We start from the raw sequence: 18,694 nt of genomic DNA, 5'->3' as shown, positions 1-18,694 counted from the left end.
GGCCTGTAACATGCGCAATGTAGGGGAAGCGGAATGTCTGACGTCATATTATACGACTACTGGCGATCATCAGCCAGCTACCGGGTCCGCATTGCGCTGAACTTGGCGGGTATCGCCTATGAGGCCGTGACGGTCGATTTGGTCAAGGGCGAGCAGGCCAGCCCCGAACATCTGGCCCGCAACCCCCAAGGCCTGGTGCCGGTGCTGGAGATCGACGGACTGCGGCTGACACAGTCACTGGCCATTCTGGACTATCTTGACCAGACACGGCATCTGGATTTACTGCCGCGCGCCCCGGCAGAGCGCGCCTTGGCTCAAGCCTTGGCGCACGCCATCGCCGTCGACCTGCATCCGGTCTGCAATCTGAAAGTTGCCCGCCATGCCAGTGGTCTTTGCACAGGGTCTGCTGCCGTCCCAGCCGCGCATCCAGTCGACATGCCTGCGGACTGGATGCGACATTTCATTCGCCCGGGACTTGTTGCCTTCAACGCACTGCTGGAGGAATATCCGGTTGCCCCCTATTGCACCGGCGATCATCCGGGGCTTGCGGATCTCTGCCTCATACCGCAGCTCTACAACGCGCGCCGCTGGGGGGTGACTTTCGACGATCTGCCGCGTCTCATGATGATAGAGGCCACATGCGCTGAGAACCCGGCCTTTGCGATGGCGCATCCTGACGCGGTTCACACTGTAGATCCGCCACAGACGTAAACAGAATGAACCGCGCGCAGTCACACCGTATTCGCCGGGTTAGGACATTATAGATGACAAACGATTGGACCGGCTTCGCCCTCGCTATGATGGTGTTCACCGTCAGTCATTTTCTGCCGCGGCTCGCTGATCTGCGCGGGCGGCTGATCGCATCCCTTGGCCGCAAGATCTATTTCTCGGTCTACGGGCTCTTGTCGCTGGTACTGTTTGGCTGGGTGATCGTCGCGGCGGCACAAGCCCCCTATGTTGAACTCTGGCCGCCGCTTGATTGGGCCCGCTGGGCCCCGATGCTGGCAATGCCCTTAGTCTTTGTGCTGGCCGTCTGGGGCTTGGGGGTGGACACACCCTACACGCTGGGAGGAAAGCGTACCGCCAATCCGACACAGGGTGATCCCGGCCGGGCCGCGCTCAGCCGCCATCCGCTCCTGTTGGCTTTGGCGCTTTGGTCGCTGTCACATCTTCTGGCAAATGGCGATCTGGCTCATGCCATCGTCTTTGGCGGTTCCTTGTTTCTTGCAAGCGCTGCGATCCTGCTCTTCGACGCCAAGGCAACAACGGCCCTCGGTCAGGAAGCGGCAGCATATTTTGCCCACACCGCCCTGTTTTCACTCAAGCCGATAGTTGATCCGAACTGGCGGCGACACCATCTGCGCAGTCTCTTGCTGCGCACTGGCATCGGCCTGCTGCTCTGGGTCAGCGCGCTGCACCTGCATGAGCAGGTTATCGGTGTCTCCCCCCTGCCCTACTGACATTTGATTTCGCGCAAAGTCACACTGCCCGGAATCGGTCATATCTGGCGGTATGAAACAGATTGACCGCCTTCGCGCGCTGGGACTTTTTGACAGCCGCGTGCCCCGTTACACGTCTTATCCCACCGCACCCGTGTTCAGCACGGCGGTGGGGGCTGCCTTCCAAAAGACCCAATTGACGTCACTGGATCCTGCAGTGCCTGTCTCGGTCTACATCCACATCCCGTTTTGTGAGCGGTTGTGCTGGTTCTGTGCCTGCCGAACCCAGGGCACGCAAACCCTCAGCCCCGTGGAAAGCTATATCGACACTGTCGAAAAAGAGCTTTCCCTGATCGCTGAGTTTCTTCCCGACGGGCTACGGATGGGCTTAGCTGCACTGGGGTGGGGGCACACCTACAATTCTGCCTCCAGCCCTCATCCACCGGCTGGCCCAATCAATAAAATCTGCAATCCCGCCGACAGCCGATTGGGAATTCTCGGTCGAGATCGATCCCACAATGGTGGATCGCGACAAAATCGCCGCGCTTGCGAAAGAAGGCATGAACCGTGCAAGCATCGGTATTCAGGATTTTGATCCTGAAGTGCAGACCGCCATTGGGCGGATCCAGCCTTTTGACGTGGCTGCCGCCTGCGTTGCGGATCTGCGTGCCGCAGGCATTCACTCATTGAATACCGATCTTGTCTACGGTCTGCCGCATCAGGATGCCACGCGCATTGCAGATACTGTAGACAAGGTGCTGACATTGGCGCCGGACCGGGTCGCTCTTTTCGGATATGCTCATGTCCCATGGGTGGCCAAACGGCAGAAGCTGATTGATGATACTGCCCTGCCTGGTGATGAGACCCGGTATCATCTGGCTGAGCTGGCCGCCAAAAAATTCCAATCTGCGGGATTTGCGAATATCGGCATCGACCATTTTGCACGACCGCAGGATGGATTGAACTTGGCCCGCAATAGCGGACATCTGCGGCGAAACTTTCAAGGTTACACAGATGATCACTGCCCGACGCTGATCGGTGTTGGGGCCTCCTCAATCTCGCGTTTCGACGGGGGCTACGTGCAAAATGCAGCTGCCACCGCTGCATATATTCAAAGGGTCGAAGCGGGCGATCTGGCCGGGACACGCGGTCATCAGCTCACTCCGATCGACAAGATGCGCGCCCGGGCCATCGAGATGCTGATGTGCGACTTCCGTTTGGACCGTAGCGAACTGCAGCACCGGTTCGGGCCACAGACCCAACAGCTGACCGCAGATCTGACAGCCGTTACAGCGGCCTATGGCGATCTGGTCACGTTGACGGATGATGCCCTAACTATTGAGCCCGAAGGCCGCGCGCTGACCCGGATTATTGCCAGCGTATTTGACGCCCATAAACCGGAGGGCGTGCGCTATAGCCAAGCCTCCTGAGGCGGGAGGAAGACTGCGAGGCCCCGCGATTTCAGAATATTAGGCTCTAAAAAGGATTATCCGCCGCGTCTCACTATGTCTCAGCCGCTCAGGCGTTGTCAGCATCCCCGGTTACGCTATCTGCTGGCAGGTCAGCGGAGCATCGGACATGACCAACCAAACAACACCTCAAGACAGCCGTGAGGCAGGCCGGATCATTCTGATCCTGGGCGATCAGCTGTCACATGATCTCCCCTCACTCCAGATCGGTGATCCTCAAAAAGACCGCCTGTTGATGGCCGAGGTCGCAGAGGAGGCGAGCTATGTCCCTCATCACAAGAAAAAGCTCGCTTTTGTTTTGTCTGCCATGCGGCACTTTGCGGATGAGCTGACCGCTGCGGGCTGGAACCTGCAATATATCTACCTGGATGACCCAGACAATTCCGGCAGCCTTATAGGCGAATTGGACCGGGCTTTGGAGCAGTTCACCGCAACCGAAGTGCTGGTGACTGAACCTGGCGAATATCGTCTCAAAGAGGCGCTGAACACATGGTCCGGACCAGCCAGGATAACCATGCTGGATGACAGCCGATTTCTGGCCAGCCACGACATGTTTCGCAGCTGGGCAGAGGGACGCAAGCAGCTGCGCATGGAATATTTCTATCGCGACATGCGGCGCAAAACCGGCCTGTTGATGCAAGGGGACGCCCCTGAGGGTGGTAAATGGAACTATGACTCAGAGAACCGCAAACCGGCGCAGAACGACATGTTCATGCCCAAGCCGCTGCGCTGCGATCCGGATCGTATCACGCAAGACGTGTTGGAATTGGTGGAACACAGGTTTCCCAGCAATTTCGGGCGGCTGACACCGTTTTGGTTCGCGGTCACCCGGGCAGCGGCTCTCAAGGCACTTGATCATTTTATTGATGCGGCGCTCCCGCTGTTTGGGGATTATCAGGATGCGATGCTGGACGGAGAGCCGTTTCTCTATCACTCCCTGTTGTCTCAATACATCAATATCGGCTTGCTCAATCCGCTTGAGGTCTGCCGCCGGGCCGAACGCGCTTTTTATGAGGGCCATGCCCCCCTCAACGCGGTTGAAGGCTTCATTCGCCAGATTATCGGCTGGCGCGAGTACATGCGCGGGATCTACTGGCTGAAGATGCCTGGATACACCTCCGAAAATGCCCTCGGCGCAGGGCGAGATCTGCCGGAGTTTTATTGGAGCGGAGAGACCAAGATGGCCTGTATGGCCGCCGCCATCACCCAGACCCAAGACGAAGCCTATGCCCATCATATTCAGCGCCTGATGGTCACCGGAAATTTCGCAATGCTGGCAGGGATAGACCCGCATCAGGTCCACGAATGGTATCTGGCCGTCTATGCCGACGCCTATGAATGGGTCGAAGCCCCAAATGTCATCGGTATGAGCCAATTCGCCGATGGCGGCCTCTTAGGCTCCAAACCCTATGCCGCCAGCGGCAATTATATCAACAAGATGTCGAACTACTGCACGACATGTGCCTATGACGTGAAACAGAAAACCGGCCCCAAAGCCTGCCCGTTCAATCCGCTTTATTGGGATTTCCTGATCCGCAACCGTGAGAAACTGTCAAAGAACCCGCGCCTGATGCAGCCCTATCGAACCTGGGACAGAATGTCCGCGGAGAAGCAACAGGAGTATCTCATAAGCGCGGAGAAGGTTATAGACAGTCTCTAATTGGGGGTTTCACCCTATTCTGGAAGGAAGGCATTCCTGGCGCAACCTGTCGCTCCGTGAAACAAGTTTTCTCCTGCGTATGGCGTCTGGCGTGACTTCCTGTCGGGCTCTGGCTTTTGCATAACTGCGGAACGCGATATAAATCGATTATGACCTCTTTGGACCTTCCCTATTTTCCTCTCAAACGCGGACGCGTTCATGAGGTGTGCGGTCCGGGCAGCTTTGGGTTTCTTGCTGTTTTGATGGCACAGGTTCGCGGTCCGACATTATGGATACGCGAGAGCCATCGTCTGGAGCATATTAATCCGCTAGGTTTGGGGGAGTTTACAGACCCGTCTCAACTGTTGGTCGTAAATGTGAAGCATCAGGCCGACGGCCTCGCCAGTGCAGAAGAGGCGCTGCAGGAACGCGCAGTCGCTCTGGTCGTGATCGACATCAGCAAACCACTCAGTCTGACCGCTGGTCGACGGCTCCAGCTTGCAGCGAAGGCCGGAAACACCACCGGGCTTTGCCTTATTCCCGAAGGCATGGGAAGCAATGCTGCCGAAACTCGCTGGCGCTGCGATCCAATATTTCAGGCACAAGACTCGACTCATTTTCACTGGAGACTTATTAAGAACAAATCAGGAACAAATGGATCTTGGCATGTTCGATGGAATCGCGCGTCGCGTCGTGTCGATATGGTTTCACCGGTTCGCGAGTGACCGGTTTCTTCGGCAGTACCCGCTGTCCGGTCCTTTTGCGCTTACGATCAAACACAGCAACACAAACCGCCTCTATTGCCTCAATGCAGAAGCCACGCGACAAGGTTTGCATCAGGGCATGGCCCACTCAGATGCCCGTGCCTTTTGTCCAGACCTTCAAACAGCAGAAGCGGACATTTACCGGGACCAACAGTTTTTGCTGCTCCTGCGCCGCTGGGCCACCCGCTATTGCCCGTGGGTGGGCCTAGAGGGGCGCGATGGTTTAGTGCTCGATATCAGTGGGTCCTCCCATCTTTTCGGGGGGGAAACCGGTATCTTGAATGCTATCCGTAGCGGTTTGATGCGGGCCGGTCTATCCGCGCAGATCGGCCTGGCTGACACACGCGGGGCGGCTTGGGCCCTGGCGCATTACGGCGAGGGGCAGGCTGCAACCGGGGATATGTTGCCCGCTCTTCAGCACCTGCCCGTTGCAGCCCTGCGTCTTGATGAGAAAACAACAACAGCGCTGGTCAGAGTGGGCCTGCGTAAGATTGGAGATCTCGCAACAACGCCTCGCGCCCCGCTGGCCCGCCGTTTTGGAGCCAATGTATTGATGAGGCTTGATCAGGCTTTGGGCCACCAAGCTGAAGAAATCACTCCATTGGTAGCTCCACCTCACTACGGGGTCCGTATGACATTGCCAGAGCCAATCGGTCTTCTCAGTGATGTCATGGCCGGTGCGGAAAGGTTGCTGACACAGCTCTGTGCCAAATTGAAAACCCATGAAATGGGTGCGCGCATCTTTGTCATTACACTGCGGCGCGTAGATCTGGATCAACAAGAGGTGGAATTACGTCTGGCCCGCGCCTTGCGTGATCCCCAGAGGATTCTGCCCCTGTTTGAAAAGGGGTTGGCTGAAATGGATGCAGGCTTTGGCATTGATCAACTGCGCCTCGAAGCAACCCAGACAGAAGCCTTGCCGACGCAACAAATGTCTCACGTCGCAGGTGACGGCGAAGACCGGTTGGATGACCTGATCACGCGGATCGGAACACGGATCGGACTCGAGAACATTCAGCGCTTTCTACCCGCTGACAGCCATATTCCGGAGCGTAGTTTCATCGTTTCACCGGCGGCCTATTCAGACGCAGCCAGTGGCTGGATGTGTAAAACCCCACGCCCGCTCTGCCTATTTCCACCCGAACCGATTGCGGGCAGGGGCCCCTATCCCCCAAACCATTTCCGTTGGCGTCGGATTTCATTGACCACAGGCCACATGATCGGCCCTGAACGCATCACTCCCGAATGGTGGATGGAAGACGACAACTGGCGGTCCGGTATGCGCGATTATTGGAGAGTGGAGACGACCCAGGGGAGACGCCTCTGGCTATTTTATACACCTCAGAACCCTGGGTGGTTCGTTCAGGGAGAATTCGCATGATTGAAGTGAACAGAACCCACCGCCCTGTCGAAACATTCCAGCGCGAGATGTTGGCCAAACACATTGATGCGCCGGATTATGCGGAGCTTTGTGTCACCACGAATTTCACCTTTTTAACCGGTGCCTCTCACCCCGAAGAACTTATCGTACGGGCGGCAGAGTTGGGCCTCTCGGCACTTGCGATTACAGACCACAACTCACTTGCGGGGGTTGTTCGTGCCTGGAGTGCGCTAAAAGAACTGAAACGCGACCCCCAAGACGCATTGAAGATCCGATCACAGCACCAGGTCGACTCGTCATCCCGGCAAGAGATCGGGCATACATCCGCTCTTCCCAAACCCACGACACCCATCTTCCCAAAGCTCATCGTTGGCTGCCGTCTGATATTACAAAACTGTGCTGTGGATTGGATTGCCCTGCCCTGTGATCGTTCCGCCTACAAAAGACTGGCACGTCTGCTCACCTTAGGAAAACGGCGCGCTGAAAAAGGGCAATGTCTTCTTTATGCTGAGGACATGATGGACGCCTGCAAAGGTATGATCCTGATTGCCCTACCCAAAGAGACGTTAGGCAACGCTGCTTCGGATATTCAGAAGATAGAAAGGCAATTTCCGAACCATGTGTTCCTAGGCGCGACCCCTCGCTATGACGGAAGCGATCAGGCTTATCTGGCGGCTTGTGCAAAATTAGCGCAGACGACATGTGCTCCAATGGTTGCCGTCGGCGATGTGCTGATGCACCGGGCCAACCGCAGGCAACTTGCAGATGTGCTGACCTGCATGCGTGAAAATATCAACATTGACGATATCGGAGCCGGGCTTTACCCAACGCGGAGCGCCGTCTGAAGGCCGGTGCAGATATGGCACGCATTTTTCGTGATCATCCTGCCGCGCTACGTCGCACTGCGGAAATTGCCAACAGATGTAATTTCGATCTGAGCGAGCTGTCCTATGAGTACCCCCATGAGGAGGCAGAAGGGGAAACACCGCAGGACCGTTTGGAGCGTCTCGCACAAGAAGGGCTAAAGCGGCGCTATCCGGATGGCCCGCCGGATCGCGCAATAAAGCTGATGGAAAAGGAACTGTCAGCAGTCAAAGATCTCGAATTTCCAGCCTATTTTCTGACCGTTCACGACATCGTACAATTCGCCAAGTCCAAAGGCATACTGTGCCAGGGGCGCGGGTCTGCGGCCAATTCCATCCTTTGCTATCTCTTAGGTATTACAGATGTCAGCCCCGATATGATCGCCATGGTTTTTGAGCGCTTTGTCTCAAAACACCGAGGAGAGCCACCAGACATTGATGTGGATTTCGAACATGAGCGGCGCGAAGAAGTCATCCAGTGGATTTACCAGAAATACGGTCGCCACCGTGCGGGCCTCTGCGCGACAGTTATCCACTTTCGCACGCGGGCTGCCATTCGCGAGGTTGGGAAGGTGATGGGGCTTAGCCAAGATGTAACGGCAGGTCTGTCAGGACAGATTTGGGGCATGAGCAATGGCAGTGTCGATCTGGAGCGCATCCAAGAATTGGGGCTCAATCTTGAAGACCGTCGCCTGATGCAGACCATTCGCCTAATCGGCGAGATCATCGGCTTCCCGCGCCATCTTTCCCAGCACGTGGGTGGTTTTGTCATAACAAGCGGACGACTGGATGAACTGGCCCCGATTGAGAATGCCGCGATGGAAGATCGCACCGTCATCTGTTGGGACAAAGATGATATTGATGCCCTGCGCATTCTCAAGGTGGATATTCTTGCATTGGGCATGCTCACCTGTCTTCGCAAGGCATTTGCCTTGATGCAGCAACATGAGAACATCACTCACAGCATCGCGACCATCCCACAGAAAGATGACGCGACATACGACATGCTCTGTGCGGCAGATGCGGTGGGGGTATTTCAGGTCGAAAGCCGGGCACAGATGAATTTTTTGCCCCGGATGCGCCCGCGCAAATTCTATGACCTGGTTATCGAGGTCGCCATCGTCCGCCCCGGCCCTATTCAGGGAGATATGGTCAGGCCCTACATCCGAAGGCGGAACGGTTTGGAAAAATCAGATCCCTTCGGGCCTGAACTGGAACAGGTTACCAGACGCACCGAGGGGGTGCCCCTGTTTCAAGAGCAAGCCTTGCAAATTGCGGTTGTGGGCGCGGGGTTTTCAGCGGAAGAGGCCGACCATCTGCGCAGATCTCTCGCCTCGTTTCGGCGTATGGGAACGATCGGCAAATATCGCGACAAGTTCATCGCAGGTATGCTTAAGAACAACTACAGTAGAGAAATCGCAGAACGATGTTTCGGTCAAATCGAGGGATTTGCCGATTACGGTTTTCCGGAAAGCCATGCCGCAGCCTTTGCTATGCTGGCCTATGTCTCAGCTTGGTTGAAATGTCATCATCCGGCCATTTTTGCCTGTGCTCTGCTCAACTCTCAGCCCATGGGATTCTATGCACCGGCACAGATTGTCCGTGATGTGCGTGATCATGGCATCGAGGTGCGCCCAATCTGTGTAAACCAGTCCCAATGGGACAACTCACTTGAGCGTCGCCCGGATGGTACCTTGGCTCTACGTCTGGGATTTCGCCAGATTAAAGGCTTCAAGGAAGATGACGCAGGCTGGATCATTGCAGCGCGCGGGAATGGCTATATTGACCCCGAACATCTCTGGCTACGTGCAGGTCTGGCGCCCACAGCACTGGAACGTTTGGCAGAAGCTGACGCCTTTTCGTCGATGGGCATCTCGCGGCGGGACGCACTTTGGCAGGTGAAGTCCATCACGACACCAGCACCGTTACCCCTGTTCAACGATCAATTGGACGGCGAGGCCATTAACGAACCGGATGTCATGCTGCCAAGAATGCACCTAGGGGAAGAAGTCGTCGAAGACTATGTGTCCATGCGCCTGAGCTTGCGGGCACACCCAATGGAGCTGCTACGCCCAACCCTTCCTGGTCTGACCTGCAATGACCAACTGATAAAGGCTCCCCTGCAGCGCGTCTCGGTAGGCGGTCTTGTCATCACGAGGCAACGACCGGGAACTGCTTCTGGCGTTATATTTCTGACCCTTGAAGACGAAACAGGCGTTTGCAACGTTGTGGTTTGGAAAAAGATATACGAACGCTTTCGGCGCATTGTCATGGGTGGACGCCTCTTATGCGTAACCGGGTACCTTCAGCGAGAGGGCGCCGTCGTCCACGTCATCGCACAAAATATTGAGGATGAATCTGTCAGATTATCGGAGCTAGGCCACCCGCTGGACGGTGCGATTCAGTCCGAGGGGCCCCGCGCCGACGACACGCCTAAACGGACCAGATATCCCGCCCGTGCGATGCATCCGAGAGATCAGGCCAAGCGCCTCTTCCCCAGCCGGGATTTTCATTAGAAACACCTCTTTCGTAGCAGCTCATCGTCGCGAAATCGCTCCGGCACAGACACAGAGCATCTCAAATAGGATCGACGCCCCAAGCCACGCGGTGTTTCCGTTTGTGTCAAACGGAGGCGACACTTCCACCAGATCGGCACCCACAAGCTGAATGCCTGCGAGCTCACGCACCACCTGCAGGGCCTGAAAGCTGTTCGGCCCACCAACCTCAGGTGTCCCCGTGCCAGGTGCGAAAGCTGGATCAACGAAATCGATATCATATGTGCAGTACGTCGGCTGGTCACCGACAATCTCTCGAACTTCACGCATGACGTCCGAGACGCCGCGATCGAAAAATTCCTCAATTCGGATGATTCTCACACCCTGTGCCTGCCCCCATTCGACATCTTCGGTGTTGTAAGCAGTGCCTCGGATACCGATCTGCACCATCCGCTTCGGATCGACCAATCCTTCTTCGATTGCACGGCGAAAGGGGGTGCCATGAGTATATTTGTTTCCGCCAAAATAGCTGTCAAAGAGGTCGGTATGACTATCAAACTGAATGAGACCCACCGGCGCGTCGCTAGCCAATCCCCGCAGGACAGGTAATGATACGAGGTGATCACCACCGACAGTCAGCGCAAAGATGTCGCGAGATTTCAGATCCGCGTAGAAAGCGCTGATCCGCTCCATACAGTCGATGATATCAACCGGGTTGGGCGCGACATCGCCAAGGTCTGCGCAATTGATCATCGAAAAAGGATTGATGCCTGTCACCGGGTTCCCGGCCCGGATCATGGTCGAAAGGTCGCGCAGCTGTCGCGGACCATGGCGCGGACCCGGCCGGTTGGTTGTTCCGGCATCCCAAGGCACCCCAACCAAGCCCAGTTGCACCTGATCAATGATCGGATCATCTAGGGTCACATGTGGCAGCCGCATAAAGGTTGGCAAACCGGCAAACCGGGGCATCTCCATCCCGGATACTGGATGAAAGAAATCTGTAGGCAAGGACGCCATAAAATCTAGGCCTCTCGTTGGGATGAATGATTTTCAGCTATCATTGAGATGATTTCGAACATGATGGCACCCGCAGTCAGCGCGGTTATCTGATTGGGGCTATCTTTGGTTGGCATCATGCAAACGATATCCCCGCCGACAATATTCATGCCGCGCGCCGCATGTAGCAAACCCACAGCCTCATCAATGTCGAACCCCTTCTCACCAGCCTCGATATTGGAAACTCCCGGTGCAATCGTCGGGTCCAGACAGTCCAGATCGAATGTAATATAGACAGGGCGGCCAGCAAGCACCTCGGTAATCTGCGCCACGACGTCAGCCAGACCTCGCCTTCTGAAATCTCTCATCGTCACAACATTGTAGCCGTACTCATAGGATGGCTGCAGCCAGTCGAGCGTCCGGGCATGGCCTCTTATACCGATCTGCATGGAATGGGCTGGATCAACCTTACCCTGATCCGCCAGATAAGCCCCCCAATGGGCCGCAGACTTCTTCGCTCCCAGGAAGTGGTCTACTTTGGTGAAGACATCGGTGTGGGCATCGAGATGCAGAAAGCAAATCGGCTCACCTTTTGTAATCGCCCCGCACCCAAGCGCCTGAACGATCCCCCCGGTGATCGAATGATCCCCACCCACAGAGACTGGCCGCGCGCCTGCCTTGTCGATCTGCTGATAGAAACTGGTGATCTGATCAATACAGTCTTCATTATCGTTGGCCTTCGGAAATGGTACATCGCCCAGATCAACAATCTTCGCAGCATTCCAGGGATCCAGCTGAAAGCCACTGTGCATACGCCGCTGTACTGATGACACGTTGCGAAGGGCGCGCGGGCCAAGATGCTGATCACGCTCTGTGGTTCCATTGCCTGCAGAGTGAGGCACGCCGACCAATGCAATATCCTGACCATCAACGGGCAGGTTTGGACAACGGAATAAGGTCGGGATACCCCACCAATAGAGGTTTTCCATCATCGCATTCAGATGCGGATCCGACATCGGGGCTCCTTTCACAACGACTGTCATGCAATGTCAAAATGGGTCCAGAGTCAGTTTTCACCGACTTTCTTGCGGTAGCTGCCCTGCGCAATCCGATCGATCACCATCGCACAAAGCAAAATCGCGAGGCCGCCCAAAAGGCCCTGCCCCTTGGCTGCGTATTGCAGCGATTCAAGGATAAGTGCCCCCAAACCATCAGCACCGATAAGGGACGCGATCACCACCATCGACAGCGACATCAAAATGGTCTGATTGATCCCGGTCATGATGGACGGAAGTGCAAGCGGCAACTCAACGTTGAACAGCAACTGGCGGCGGGAACATCCGAAAGCGATTGCCGCTTCCTTCGTCGCGTCGGGTACGCCGCGCATTCCTAATGCCGTCAACCGGATCACCGGCGGCATCGCGAAGATCAGCGTAGCCAACACACCTGGCGGCTTACCAGTACCAAAAAACGCAATGATAGGAATGAGATAAACGAATGCCGGCATGGTCTGCATAAAGTCCAGAACCGGCTCAGCGACAGCGTAAGCGCGTTTTGATTTGCCGAACCAGATACCAAATGGCACCCCGATAATGATGCACAGCATCGCCCCAGCCCCGATCAGCGCTACTGTGATCATCGACAATTCCCACAGGCCCATAAACGCAAGATAGGCCAATGACGCTGCTGTAAATATCGCGATCCGTGGACCTGCCAGACGGTAGGCCATGACCACAATCACCAGCATAACGACGGGCCATGGTGTCTGTAACAGCAGGGTTTCCAACCCGTCCAGACACCAACGGATTGCCGCTGTAATGCCATCAAAGGTATTCGAAAAATTCGCCGCAGCCCAATCGAATGCAGCATCCCCTTTCCGAGACAAGGCTGAGAAATACTCACGCTGGATTGGGAACTCCGTTACCGGAATCGTCTCACCGACAAACCCACCGGTGAGGCTGGCCAAAATCTCATCCGGTGCCCGTACCGTGAACCGCAACAGCGTAAGTGGCATGATTGCCAGCATCATGATCGCACCGAAAACGGTACTGGATGTTTTTAAACCGACCTGCTGACTGTCCTGATCCGCCCGCCACTTCAGGTAATGCGCCTCATAGGCAATATTAGCATAAAGCCCTTCGAGCAGCTTCACCAAGGTCAGAATCGCCACGCCAACCAACAGAATGGTGGTTGCCTCCGCTGCTGCCAAATCAGCCTGTTCTTGCGCCCTTGCGGCAACTTTCTTCAGATTCTCTGCGATCTTCAGTTTCGCGTCAGCCCCGGCTGCATCTCCCGCAGCAAGCAACTCAGCGGCCTGTGCCTCACGTTTTGCGATATTCCCTAAAGCACGCTCAAGTTTGGCAAGTTGGTCGGCACCAAGTTCCCCCCAGAGCCCTCGTCCTATCTGAACCAGCGCAAACAGCTCCAGAACAAGAAAGATCCAGAAAAAACCCCAAACCCCGCGCGCCGCGCCCCAGAGTGGCCCGAACACCGCCGCCATTGTGTTCCATGACCATGCGAAACCAGTCGTATCTTGAATTTTTTTAAACGCCCCAGTGTAGTAACTGGTGTTCCGCTCGACAAAATCAGCGACCGTCGTGCTGTTGGCATTGGGGCCACTTTCCAATCCTGTATCGGTCATGCTTTGCCCCCTTGGATACCTTTGAGAAGAGTTGGCTTATCAATGACACCCACATCCGTTCCATCATCCGATGTGATGACGATTGGTTGCTCAGTGGCTGTCGAGATATCAATCAACATATCCAAATCCGTCGAGTGTGCTGCGCGCGGGCTGACCGCCAGATCTTCCCAGTCTTTTGTCTGATACTCTGCCAGCGGCACCATGATTGAATGGGCAAAAACCAACTTGAGCTTCGAAATCCCCTCAACGAAGTCTCTCACGTAGTCGTCAGCAGGCTCAGTTACGATTTCCTCAGGCGTGCCGATCTGAACGATACGCCCATCTTTCATAATGGCGATCCGCGTACCAATACGGATCGCTTCGTCCAGATCATGGGTAATAAACACTGTGGTTTTTCCCAGTTCCGCCGATAGCGCCATGAACTGATCCTGCAACTGTCTGCGAATGAGTGGGTCCAAGGCCGAAAACGGCTCATCCATCAGCAAAACGTCAGGGTCAGAGGCCAACGCACGGGCCAGGCCCACCCTTTGCTGCATGCCGCCTGACAACTCACGTGGAAAGCGATCTTCGTATCCTTGCAGGTCCACCCGTTCCAGGCAGCGCTGTGAAACCTCCCAGCGACGAGATTTGGATTCTCCTCGGATCTGCAAGGGAAACGCCACATTGTCACGCACCGTGCGATGCGGCAGCAGCGCCATATGCTGAAAAACCATTCCCAAATTGACTGCGCGCATCTCGCGCAGTTCTTCGGCGTTGAGTGCCAGTACATCCCGGCCCAGAACCTGAATATCGCCCGCAGTGGGTTCAATCAGCCGGTTGATGTGTCGCACCATGGTGGACTTGCCAGAACCTGACAGCCCCATGACACAGAAAATCTCGCCCTTCTGCACCTCGAAGGAGCAATCTGCGATGCCGATCACGCACCCAAATTCACCCAGCACTTCGGCCTTGCTCAGATTTCGGTGTTGGATCGCCTCCATTGCTTCCTCGGCGCGCTCGCCAAAAACTTTCCATACTCCGTCCAGACGTATGACTGCGTCATCGTTCATAGATATCAACCTGTTGGATATATTGGGCTATGCAGACCAAGAAGAGCACCGCACAGAGAACCACCCCCGCCCGTCAAAGATTCGCGCGGGGGCGCAAGTGACGAAGAACAGAAATCAGTTCAGCCAGCTGTCAACCTGGTCCGCGTTCTCTTCAACCCATTTGCGGGCAAACACCTCCGCATCCATTTCGTCAACGATCAAGGCATAGACCATCGCTGACACTTGATCGGAGGTCAGGTTAACCTTGGACAGAACTGCGGCCGCGCTTTCGTCCATGGCGGCCTGATAGTGGATATGCAGGTAAGCCTTGTCCCAGGCCATCGCCGCAGAGGAGTTCTCCAGCCAATTCGGATCATCAGTGGGCTGCGCGACATTCCACTTTGCAGGGTCGTGCGGCGGTTCTTCCAACTGGACCAGATCATACAGCTGGAACATGTGGTGCGGCGTATAGCAGAAGAACACCACATTGGTGTTTTGATCAGTCGCGGCATCAACCTCAGCGAGTGCCAAGGTCTCATCCATTTCCTTAAGCGTCATTGTCTGATCGTACCCGTAGGATTTGGCACGGATTTTCTCGACATTGGTTGACGCCCAACCTGCGGCACCGATCCAGATTTCTCCCATTCCATCGCCATCACTGTCGAAATTGGCCGCCATATCGGGATCACTCAGCTCAGACAGCGCCTTGATGCCGGTGCGTTCAGCGGTGCCTTTGGTGACACACATGGCCTGATCTGCCGGTATGCCATTCGGGTTCATGGCAACAGTGCCCTTTTCCTTCACGAACGTGTTGTGAAGATTAGCCTGGTTTGGCAACCAGACTTCTGGGTGGACCTGCATGGCCCCGGAGTCCATAGCTTCAAAGACGATCGGATTGCTGCCGTTTTGCAGTTCAACATCAAGGCCAAGATTATCCTCAAGCACGATCTTGAGAACATTCGCCGTTACGCGAACCGATGGCCAGTTTGGCACACCAATGACCATATCGGCGGCTAAAGCACCTGTTCCAAGCGTAGCCAACACCGCGCTCGTCGTCCAAGTCGCTAGTCTCTTCATTTCACTCTCCAAGTTGTCGTTGTTCTTATTGTTGATACCTTCCATCAGAGCTGATCCGCCTTGCCTTCACAGGCAGGACCTCTCCAAAGGTTAATGTGCCTGCTTTCCAAGTGCATTAAATTACAATAATCGGGATTGAACTTGCACAATATTACAAACAAGATGGCCTCAATGACGCAGTCATTGGAGTAGCTATGGTTGCAAGGCAGGTTTCAAAGGTCGATATTCATCTGTTACGGGTGTTCTGCGTCGTTGTAGATGCTGAAGGTTTTTCAAATGCCCAGGTCGTACTCAACGTGGCAACCTCTACGATCTCCAGGCAGATATCGGAATTGGAAACCAGGCTTGGGATGCGCCTGTGCGACCGGGGCAGAACCGGTTTTCGCGTTACCGAAAAGGGAGACACAGTCTACCAAGCAGCGCAGAAATTGTTCGGAGCACTCGGGGAATTTCAGGAGACCGTTGACGGATCGCGCGGCCGTCTTTTCGGTCATCTCGCATTGGGTGTCATCGAAAACTGGGCTTCAAATAACTCGGCTCCAATCGTGCGCTCGCTGTCAAAGTTCACAGCGATGGCACCGGATGTAAAGATTGAACTACACTCTCTCGCCCCAAATGACATTGAATTCGCGGTGCTTGACGGCAAAGTTCCAATCGGAATCGGCCCTTTCCATTCCCCGAAGCCTGGATTGGTCTACAACGATATCTGCAAAGAGACCGTTTGCCTCTATTGTGGTTCCGGGCACCCGCTGTTTACCATAGACTGCCCGGAAGAGCAGGAAAAACAGCTACGCAAGTCACTGTTTGCCAAGCGCGCCTATCTAAATGAGGATACCGTCGCTCCTAAAACCCGCCATCTGCCCTCAAACGCAATCGGCCATCAAATGGAAGCGATCGCGCTGCTGATACTGACAGACCGATACGTCGGCTATCTACCATCATACTTCGCCAAGGACTGGGTTGCGGGTGGACGAATGAAGAATATTGCAAATGGTGGGTTTGACCGCCCCGTAACAGTTCAAACCGCTGTTCGCAGGGGCGCCAAGCTGAACCACGTCGGACGAACTTTTCTCGAGATACTTTTAGAAGAAGCAGGTGCAGAGCAACCTAGATGATCATAACTGCCGGTTTGCTGGACGCGCTGCGGGTTGGATTTGGTGCAGCATAGGGCCTCTCTTGGCTCTGTTTACATCCGTAGTGCTTTCAGCGGGCTTGTCCCAAACGCAGGAAGCCGCCCGGAGGCGGCTGTAAGTATGTGTTATGTTTTGGTAATATTGGTTGCGGGAGTAGGATTTGAACCTACGACCTTCAGGTTATGAGCCTGACGAGCTACCGGGCTGCTCCATCCCGCGACAGTATAGTTTTTCCTCATTGCGTTTTGTTGCCTGAGGCTGCCGCTGCTTGATCACGCGTGTTGTGACTGAGCGTCTGTGTCTTCAGATGTTTGTGTCTGAAGGTATATTTTATTGGTATCGTTTGTGTTTATGGATTTTTCTAGGTTTGGCGGTGACCTACTCTCCCACGCCTTAAGACGCAGTACCATCGGCGCAACAGTGCTTAACTTCCGGGTTCGGGATGGGACCGGGTGTTTCACTTGCGCTATGACCACCAAACCGAGGAAAATCCATATTCGCGACGTTTGGGTTTTGAGACGTCGCGGAGATACAATCGACATGAAGTCCAAGTTTTGTGTTTTGCTTTTGGTTCTTGTGTCACTGACTGTTACTGGAACAGATCAAGCCTATCGGGCGATTAGTACCGGTCAACTGAATGCATTGCTGCACTTACATCTCCGGCCTATTGACGAGGTGGTCTACCTCGGCCCTCAGGGATACCTTGTTTTGAGGGGGGCTTCCCGCTTAGATGCCTTCAGCGGTTATCCTGTCCGATCATAGCTACCCTGCACTGCTGCTGGCGCAACAACAGGTCCACCAGTGGATCGTTCACCCCGGTCCTCTCGTACTAGGGGCAACTCCTCTCAAGTATCCTACACCCACGGCAGATAGGGACCGAACTGTCTCACGACGTTCTAAACCCAGCTCACGTACCTCTTTAAACGGCGAACAGCCGTACCCTTGGGACCTGCTCCAGCCCCAGGATGAGATGAGCCGACATCGAGGTGCCAAACACTGCCGTCGATATGGACTCTTGGGCAGTATCAGCCTGTTATCCCCGGCGTACCTTTTATCCGTTGAGCGATGGCCCTCCCACTTGGGACCACCGGATCACTATGGCCGACTTTCGTCTCTGCTCGACTTGTCAGTCTCGCAGTCAGGCTGGCTTCTGCCATTGCACTCAACGAGCGATTTCCGACCGCTCTGAGCCAACCTTCGCGCGCCTCCGTTACGCTTTAGGAGGCGACCGCCCCAGTCAAACTACCCGCCACGCAGGGTCCCGGATCCGGATAACGGACCGCGGTTAGACATCAAGAGTGCGAAGGGTGGTATCTCAAGGGAGGCTCCACCGGAACTAGCGTTCCGGTTTCGATGCCTACCACCTATCCTGCACATCACAATCCTGATGCCAGTGCGAAGCTGTAGTAAAGGTGCACGGGGTCTTTCCGTCTAACCGCGGGAAGCCTGCATCTTGACAGGCAATTCAATTTCGCTGAGTCGATGTTGGAGACAGCGGGGAAGTCGTTACGCCATTCGTGCAGGTCGGAACTTACCCGACAAGGAATTTCGCTACCTTAGGACCGTTATAGTTACGGCCGCCGTTTACCTGGGCTTCAATTCGGAGCTCTCACCCCTCCTTTTAACCTTCAGGCACCGGGCAGGCGTCAGACCCTATACGTCGTCTTGCGACTTCGCAGAGCCCTGTGTTTTTAATAAACAGTCGCCACCCCCTGGTTTGTGCCCCCAGCTCCAAGTTGCCTTGGAACCGGGCCTCCTTCTCGCGAACT

At 55.3% G+C, this 18,694-nt stretch carries 11 protein-coding genes, 1 tRNA gene, 2 rRNA genes and 2 pseudogenes (1 of these 16 only partly in view); 8 read left to right on the top strand and 8 right to left on the bottom strand.

The genetic code is table 11. From position 1 onward, the window contains the following. The first annotated feature begins 33 nt into the window (after positions 1 to 33). The 7 genes and pseudogenes from maiA to L0Z65_RS15515 all read left to right on the top strand — a co-directional run bounded on the left by maiA (position 34) and on the right by L0Z65_RS15515 (position 10,071). Positions 34 to 711 (top strand): maleylacetoacetate isomerase, encoded by a 678-nt coding sequence (gene maiA, locus L0Z65_RS15545; protein ID WP_405109036.1) that lies wholly within the window; start codon positions 34 to 36, stop codon positions 709 to 711. Positions 712 to 764: 53 nt separating this feature from the next. After that, positions 765 to 1,460, top strand: coding sequence for an NnrU family protein (locus L0Z65_RS15540; RefSeq protein WP_405109033.1), 696 nt, complete (start codon positions 765 to 767; stop codon positions 1,458 to 1,460). A 52-nt stretch (positions 1,461 to 1,512) separates the two neighbouring features. Beyond that, a pseudogene (gene hemN / locus L0Z65_RS15535) lies at positions 1,513 to 2,869 on the top strand (oxygen-independent coproporphyrinogen III oxidase). Positions 2,870 to 3,017: 148 nt separating this feature from the next. Then, on the top strand, positions 3,018 to 4,568 hold the full coding sequence (locus L0Z65_RS15530) for a cryptochrome/photolyase family protein (RefSeq protein ID WP_405109030.1): 1,551 nt from the start codon (positions 3,018 to 3,020) through the stop codon (positions 4,566 to 4,568). A 149-nt stretch (positions 4,569 to 4,717) separates the two neighbouring features. Beyond that, a complete protein-coding gene (locus tag L0Z65_RS15525) occupies positions 4,718 to 5,272 on the top strand; it encodes an ImuA family protein (protein WP_405109028.1) in 555 nt (184 codons plus the stop codon). Continuing rightward, complete coding sequence (locus L0Z65_RS15520) at positions 5,214 to 6,692, top strand: DNA polymerase Y family protein (protein WP_405109025.1); 1,479 nt, start codon at positions 5,214 to 5,216, stop codon at positions 6,690 to 6,692. Before L0Z65_RS15525 ends, L0Z65_RS15520 begins: the two co-directional genes overlap by 59 nt. Continuing rightward, a pseudogene (locus tag L0Z65_RS15515) lies at positions 6,689 to 10,071 on the top strand (error-prone DNA polymerase). The gene L0Z65_RS15520 and the pseudogene L0Z65_RS15515 overlap by 4 nt, the downstream one beginning before the upstream one ends. Before the next feature lie 21 nt (positions 10,072 to 10,092). Here L0Z65_RS15515 and speB read toward each other — a convergent pair. The 5 genes from speB to L0Z65_RS15490 form a co-directional block, all read right to left on the bottom strand. Then, on the bottom strand, positions 10,093 to 11,067 hold the full coding sequence (gene speB / locus L0Z65_RS15510) for an agmatinase (RefSeq protein ID WP_405109022.1): 975 nt from the start codon (positions 11,065 to 11,067) through the stop codon (positions 10,093 to 10,095). Between the two features lie 5 nt (positions 11,068 to 11,072). After that, complete coding sequence (locus L0Z65_RS15505; RefSeq protein ID WP_096872766.1) at positions 11,073 to 12,062, bottom strand: arginase family protein; 990 nt, start codon at positions 12,060 to 12,062, stop codon at positions 11,073 to 11,075. A 50-nt stretch (positions 12,063 to 12,112) separates the two neighbouring features. Continuing rightward, positions 12,113 to 13,687: a proline/glycine betaine ABC transporter permease gene (locus tag L0Z65_RS15500; RefSeq protein WP_102896128.1), complete on the bottom strand. Its 1,575-nt coding sequence runs from the start codon at positions 13,685 to 13,687 to the stop codon at positions 12,113 to 12,115. Next, positions 13,684 to 14,736 (bottom strand): glycine betaine/L-proline ABC transporter ATP-binding protein, encoded by a 1,053-nt coding sequence (locus tag L0Z65_RS15495; RefSeq protein WP_102896127.1) that lies wholly within the window; start codon positions 14,734 to 14,736, stop codon positions 13,684 to 13,686. The genes L0Z65_RS15500 and L0Z65_RS15495 overlap by 4 nt, the downstream gene beginning before the upstream one ends. A 114-nt stretch (positions 14,737 to 14,850) precedes the next feature. Beyond that, positions 14,851 to 15,759 (bottom strand): glycine betaine ABC transporter substrate-binding protein, encoded by a 909-nt coding sequence (locus L0Z65_RS15490; RefSeq protein ID WP_405112583.1) that lies wholly within the window; start codon positions 15,757 to 15,759, stop codon positions 14,851 to 14,853. 227 nt (positions 15,760 to 15,986) lie between these two features. Between L0Z65_RS15490 and L0Z65_RS15485 the strand changes: the two genes are divergently transcribed. Beyond that, positions 15,987 to 16,907: a LysR family transcriptional regulator gene (locus L0Z65_RS15485; protein ID WP_405109017.1), complete on the top strand. Its 921-nt coding sequence runs from the start codon at positions 15,987 to 15,989 to the stop codon at positions 16,905 to 16,907. Between the two features lie 160 nt (positions 16,908 to 17,067). On the opposite strand, the gene L0Z65_RS15480 is transcribed toward L0Z65_RS15485, so the two are convergent. The 3 genes from L0Z65_RS15480 to L0Z65_RS15470 all read right to left on the bottom strand — a co-directional run. After that, a tRNA-Met gene (locus tag L0Z65_RS15480) sits at positions 17,068 to 17,144 on the bottom strand. Positions 17,145 to 17,290: 146 nt separating this feature from the next. Next, a 5S ribosomal RNA gene (gene rrf, locus L0Z65_RS15475) occupies positions 17,291 to 17,405 on the bottom strand. A gap of 118 nt (positions 17,406 to 17,523) precedes the next feature. Further along, positions 17,524 to 18,694: ribosomal RNA gene (locus L0Z65_RS15470) — 23S ribosomal RNA — on the bottom strand (it continues 1,657 nt past the right edge of the window).

The organism is Phaeobacter sp. BS52 (assembly GCF_045040595.1).
Lineage (GTDB): Bacteria > Pseudomonadota > Alphaproteobacteria > Rhodobacterales > Rhodobacteraceae > Phaeobacter > Phaeobacter piscinae.
The sequence above is the reverse complement of the archived record's forward strand: the minus strand, read 5'-3'. Positions and strand labels throughout refer to the sequence as shown.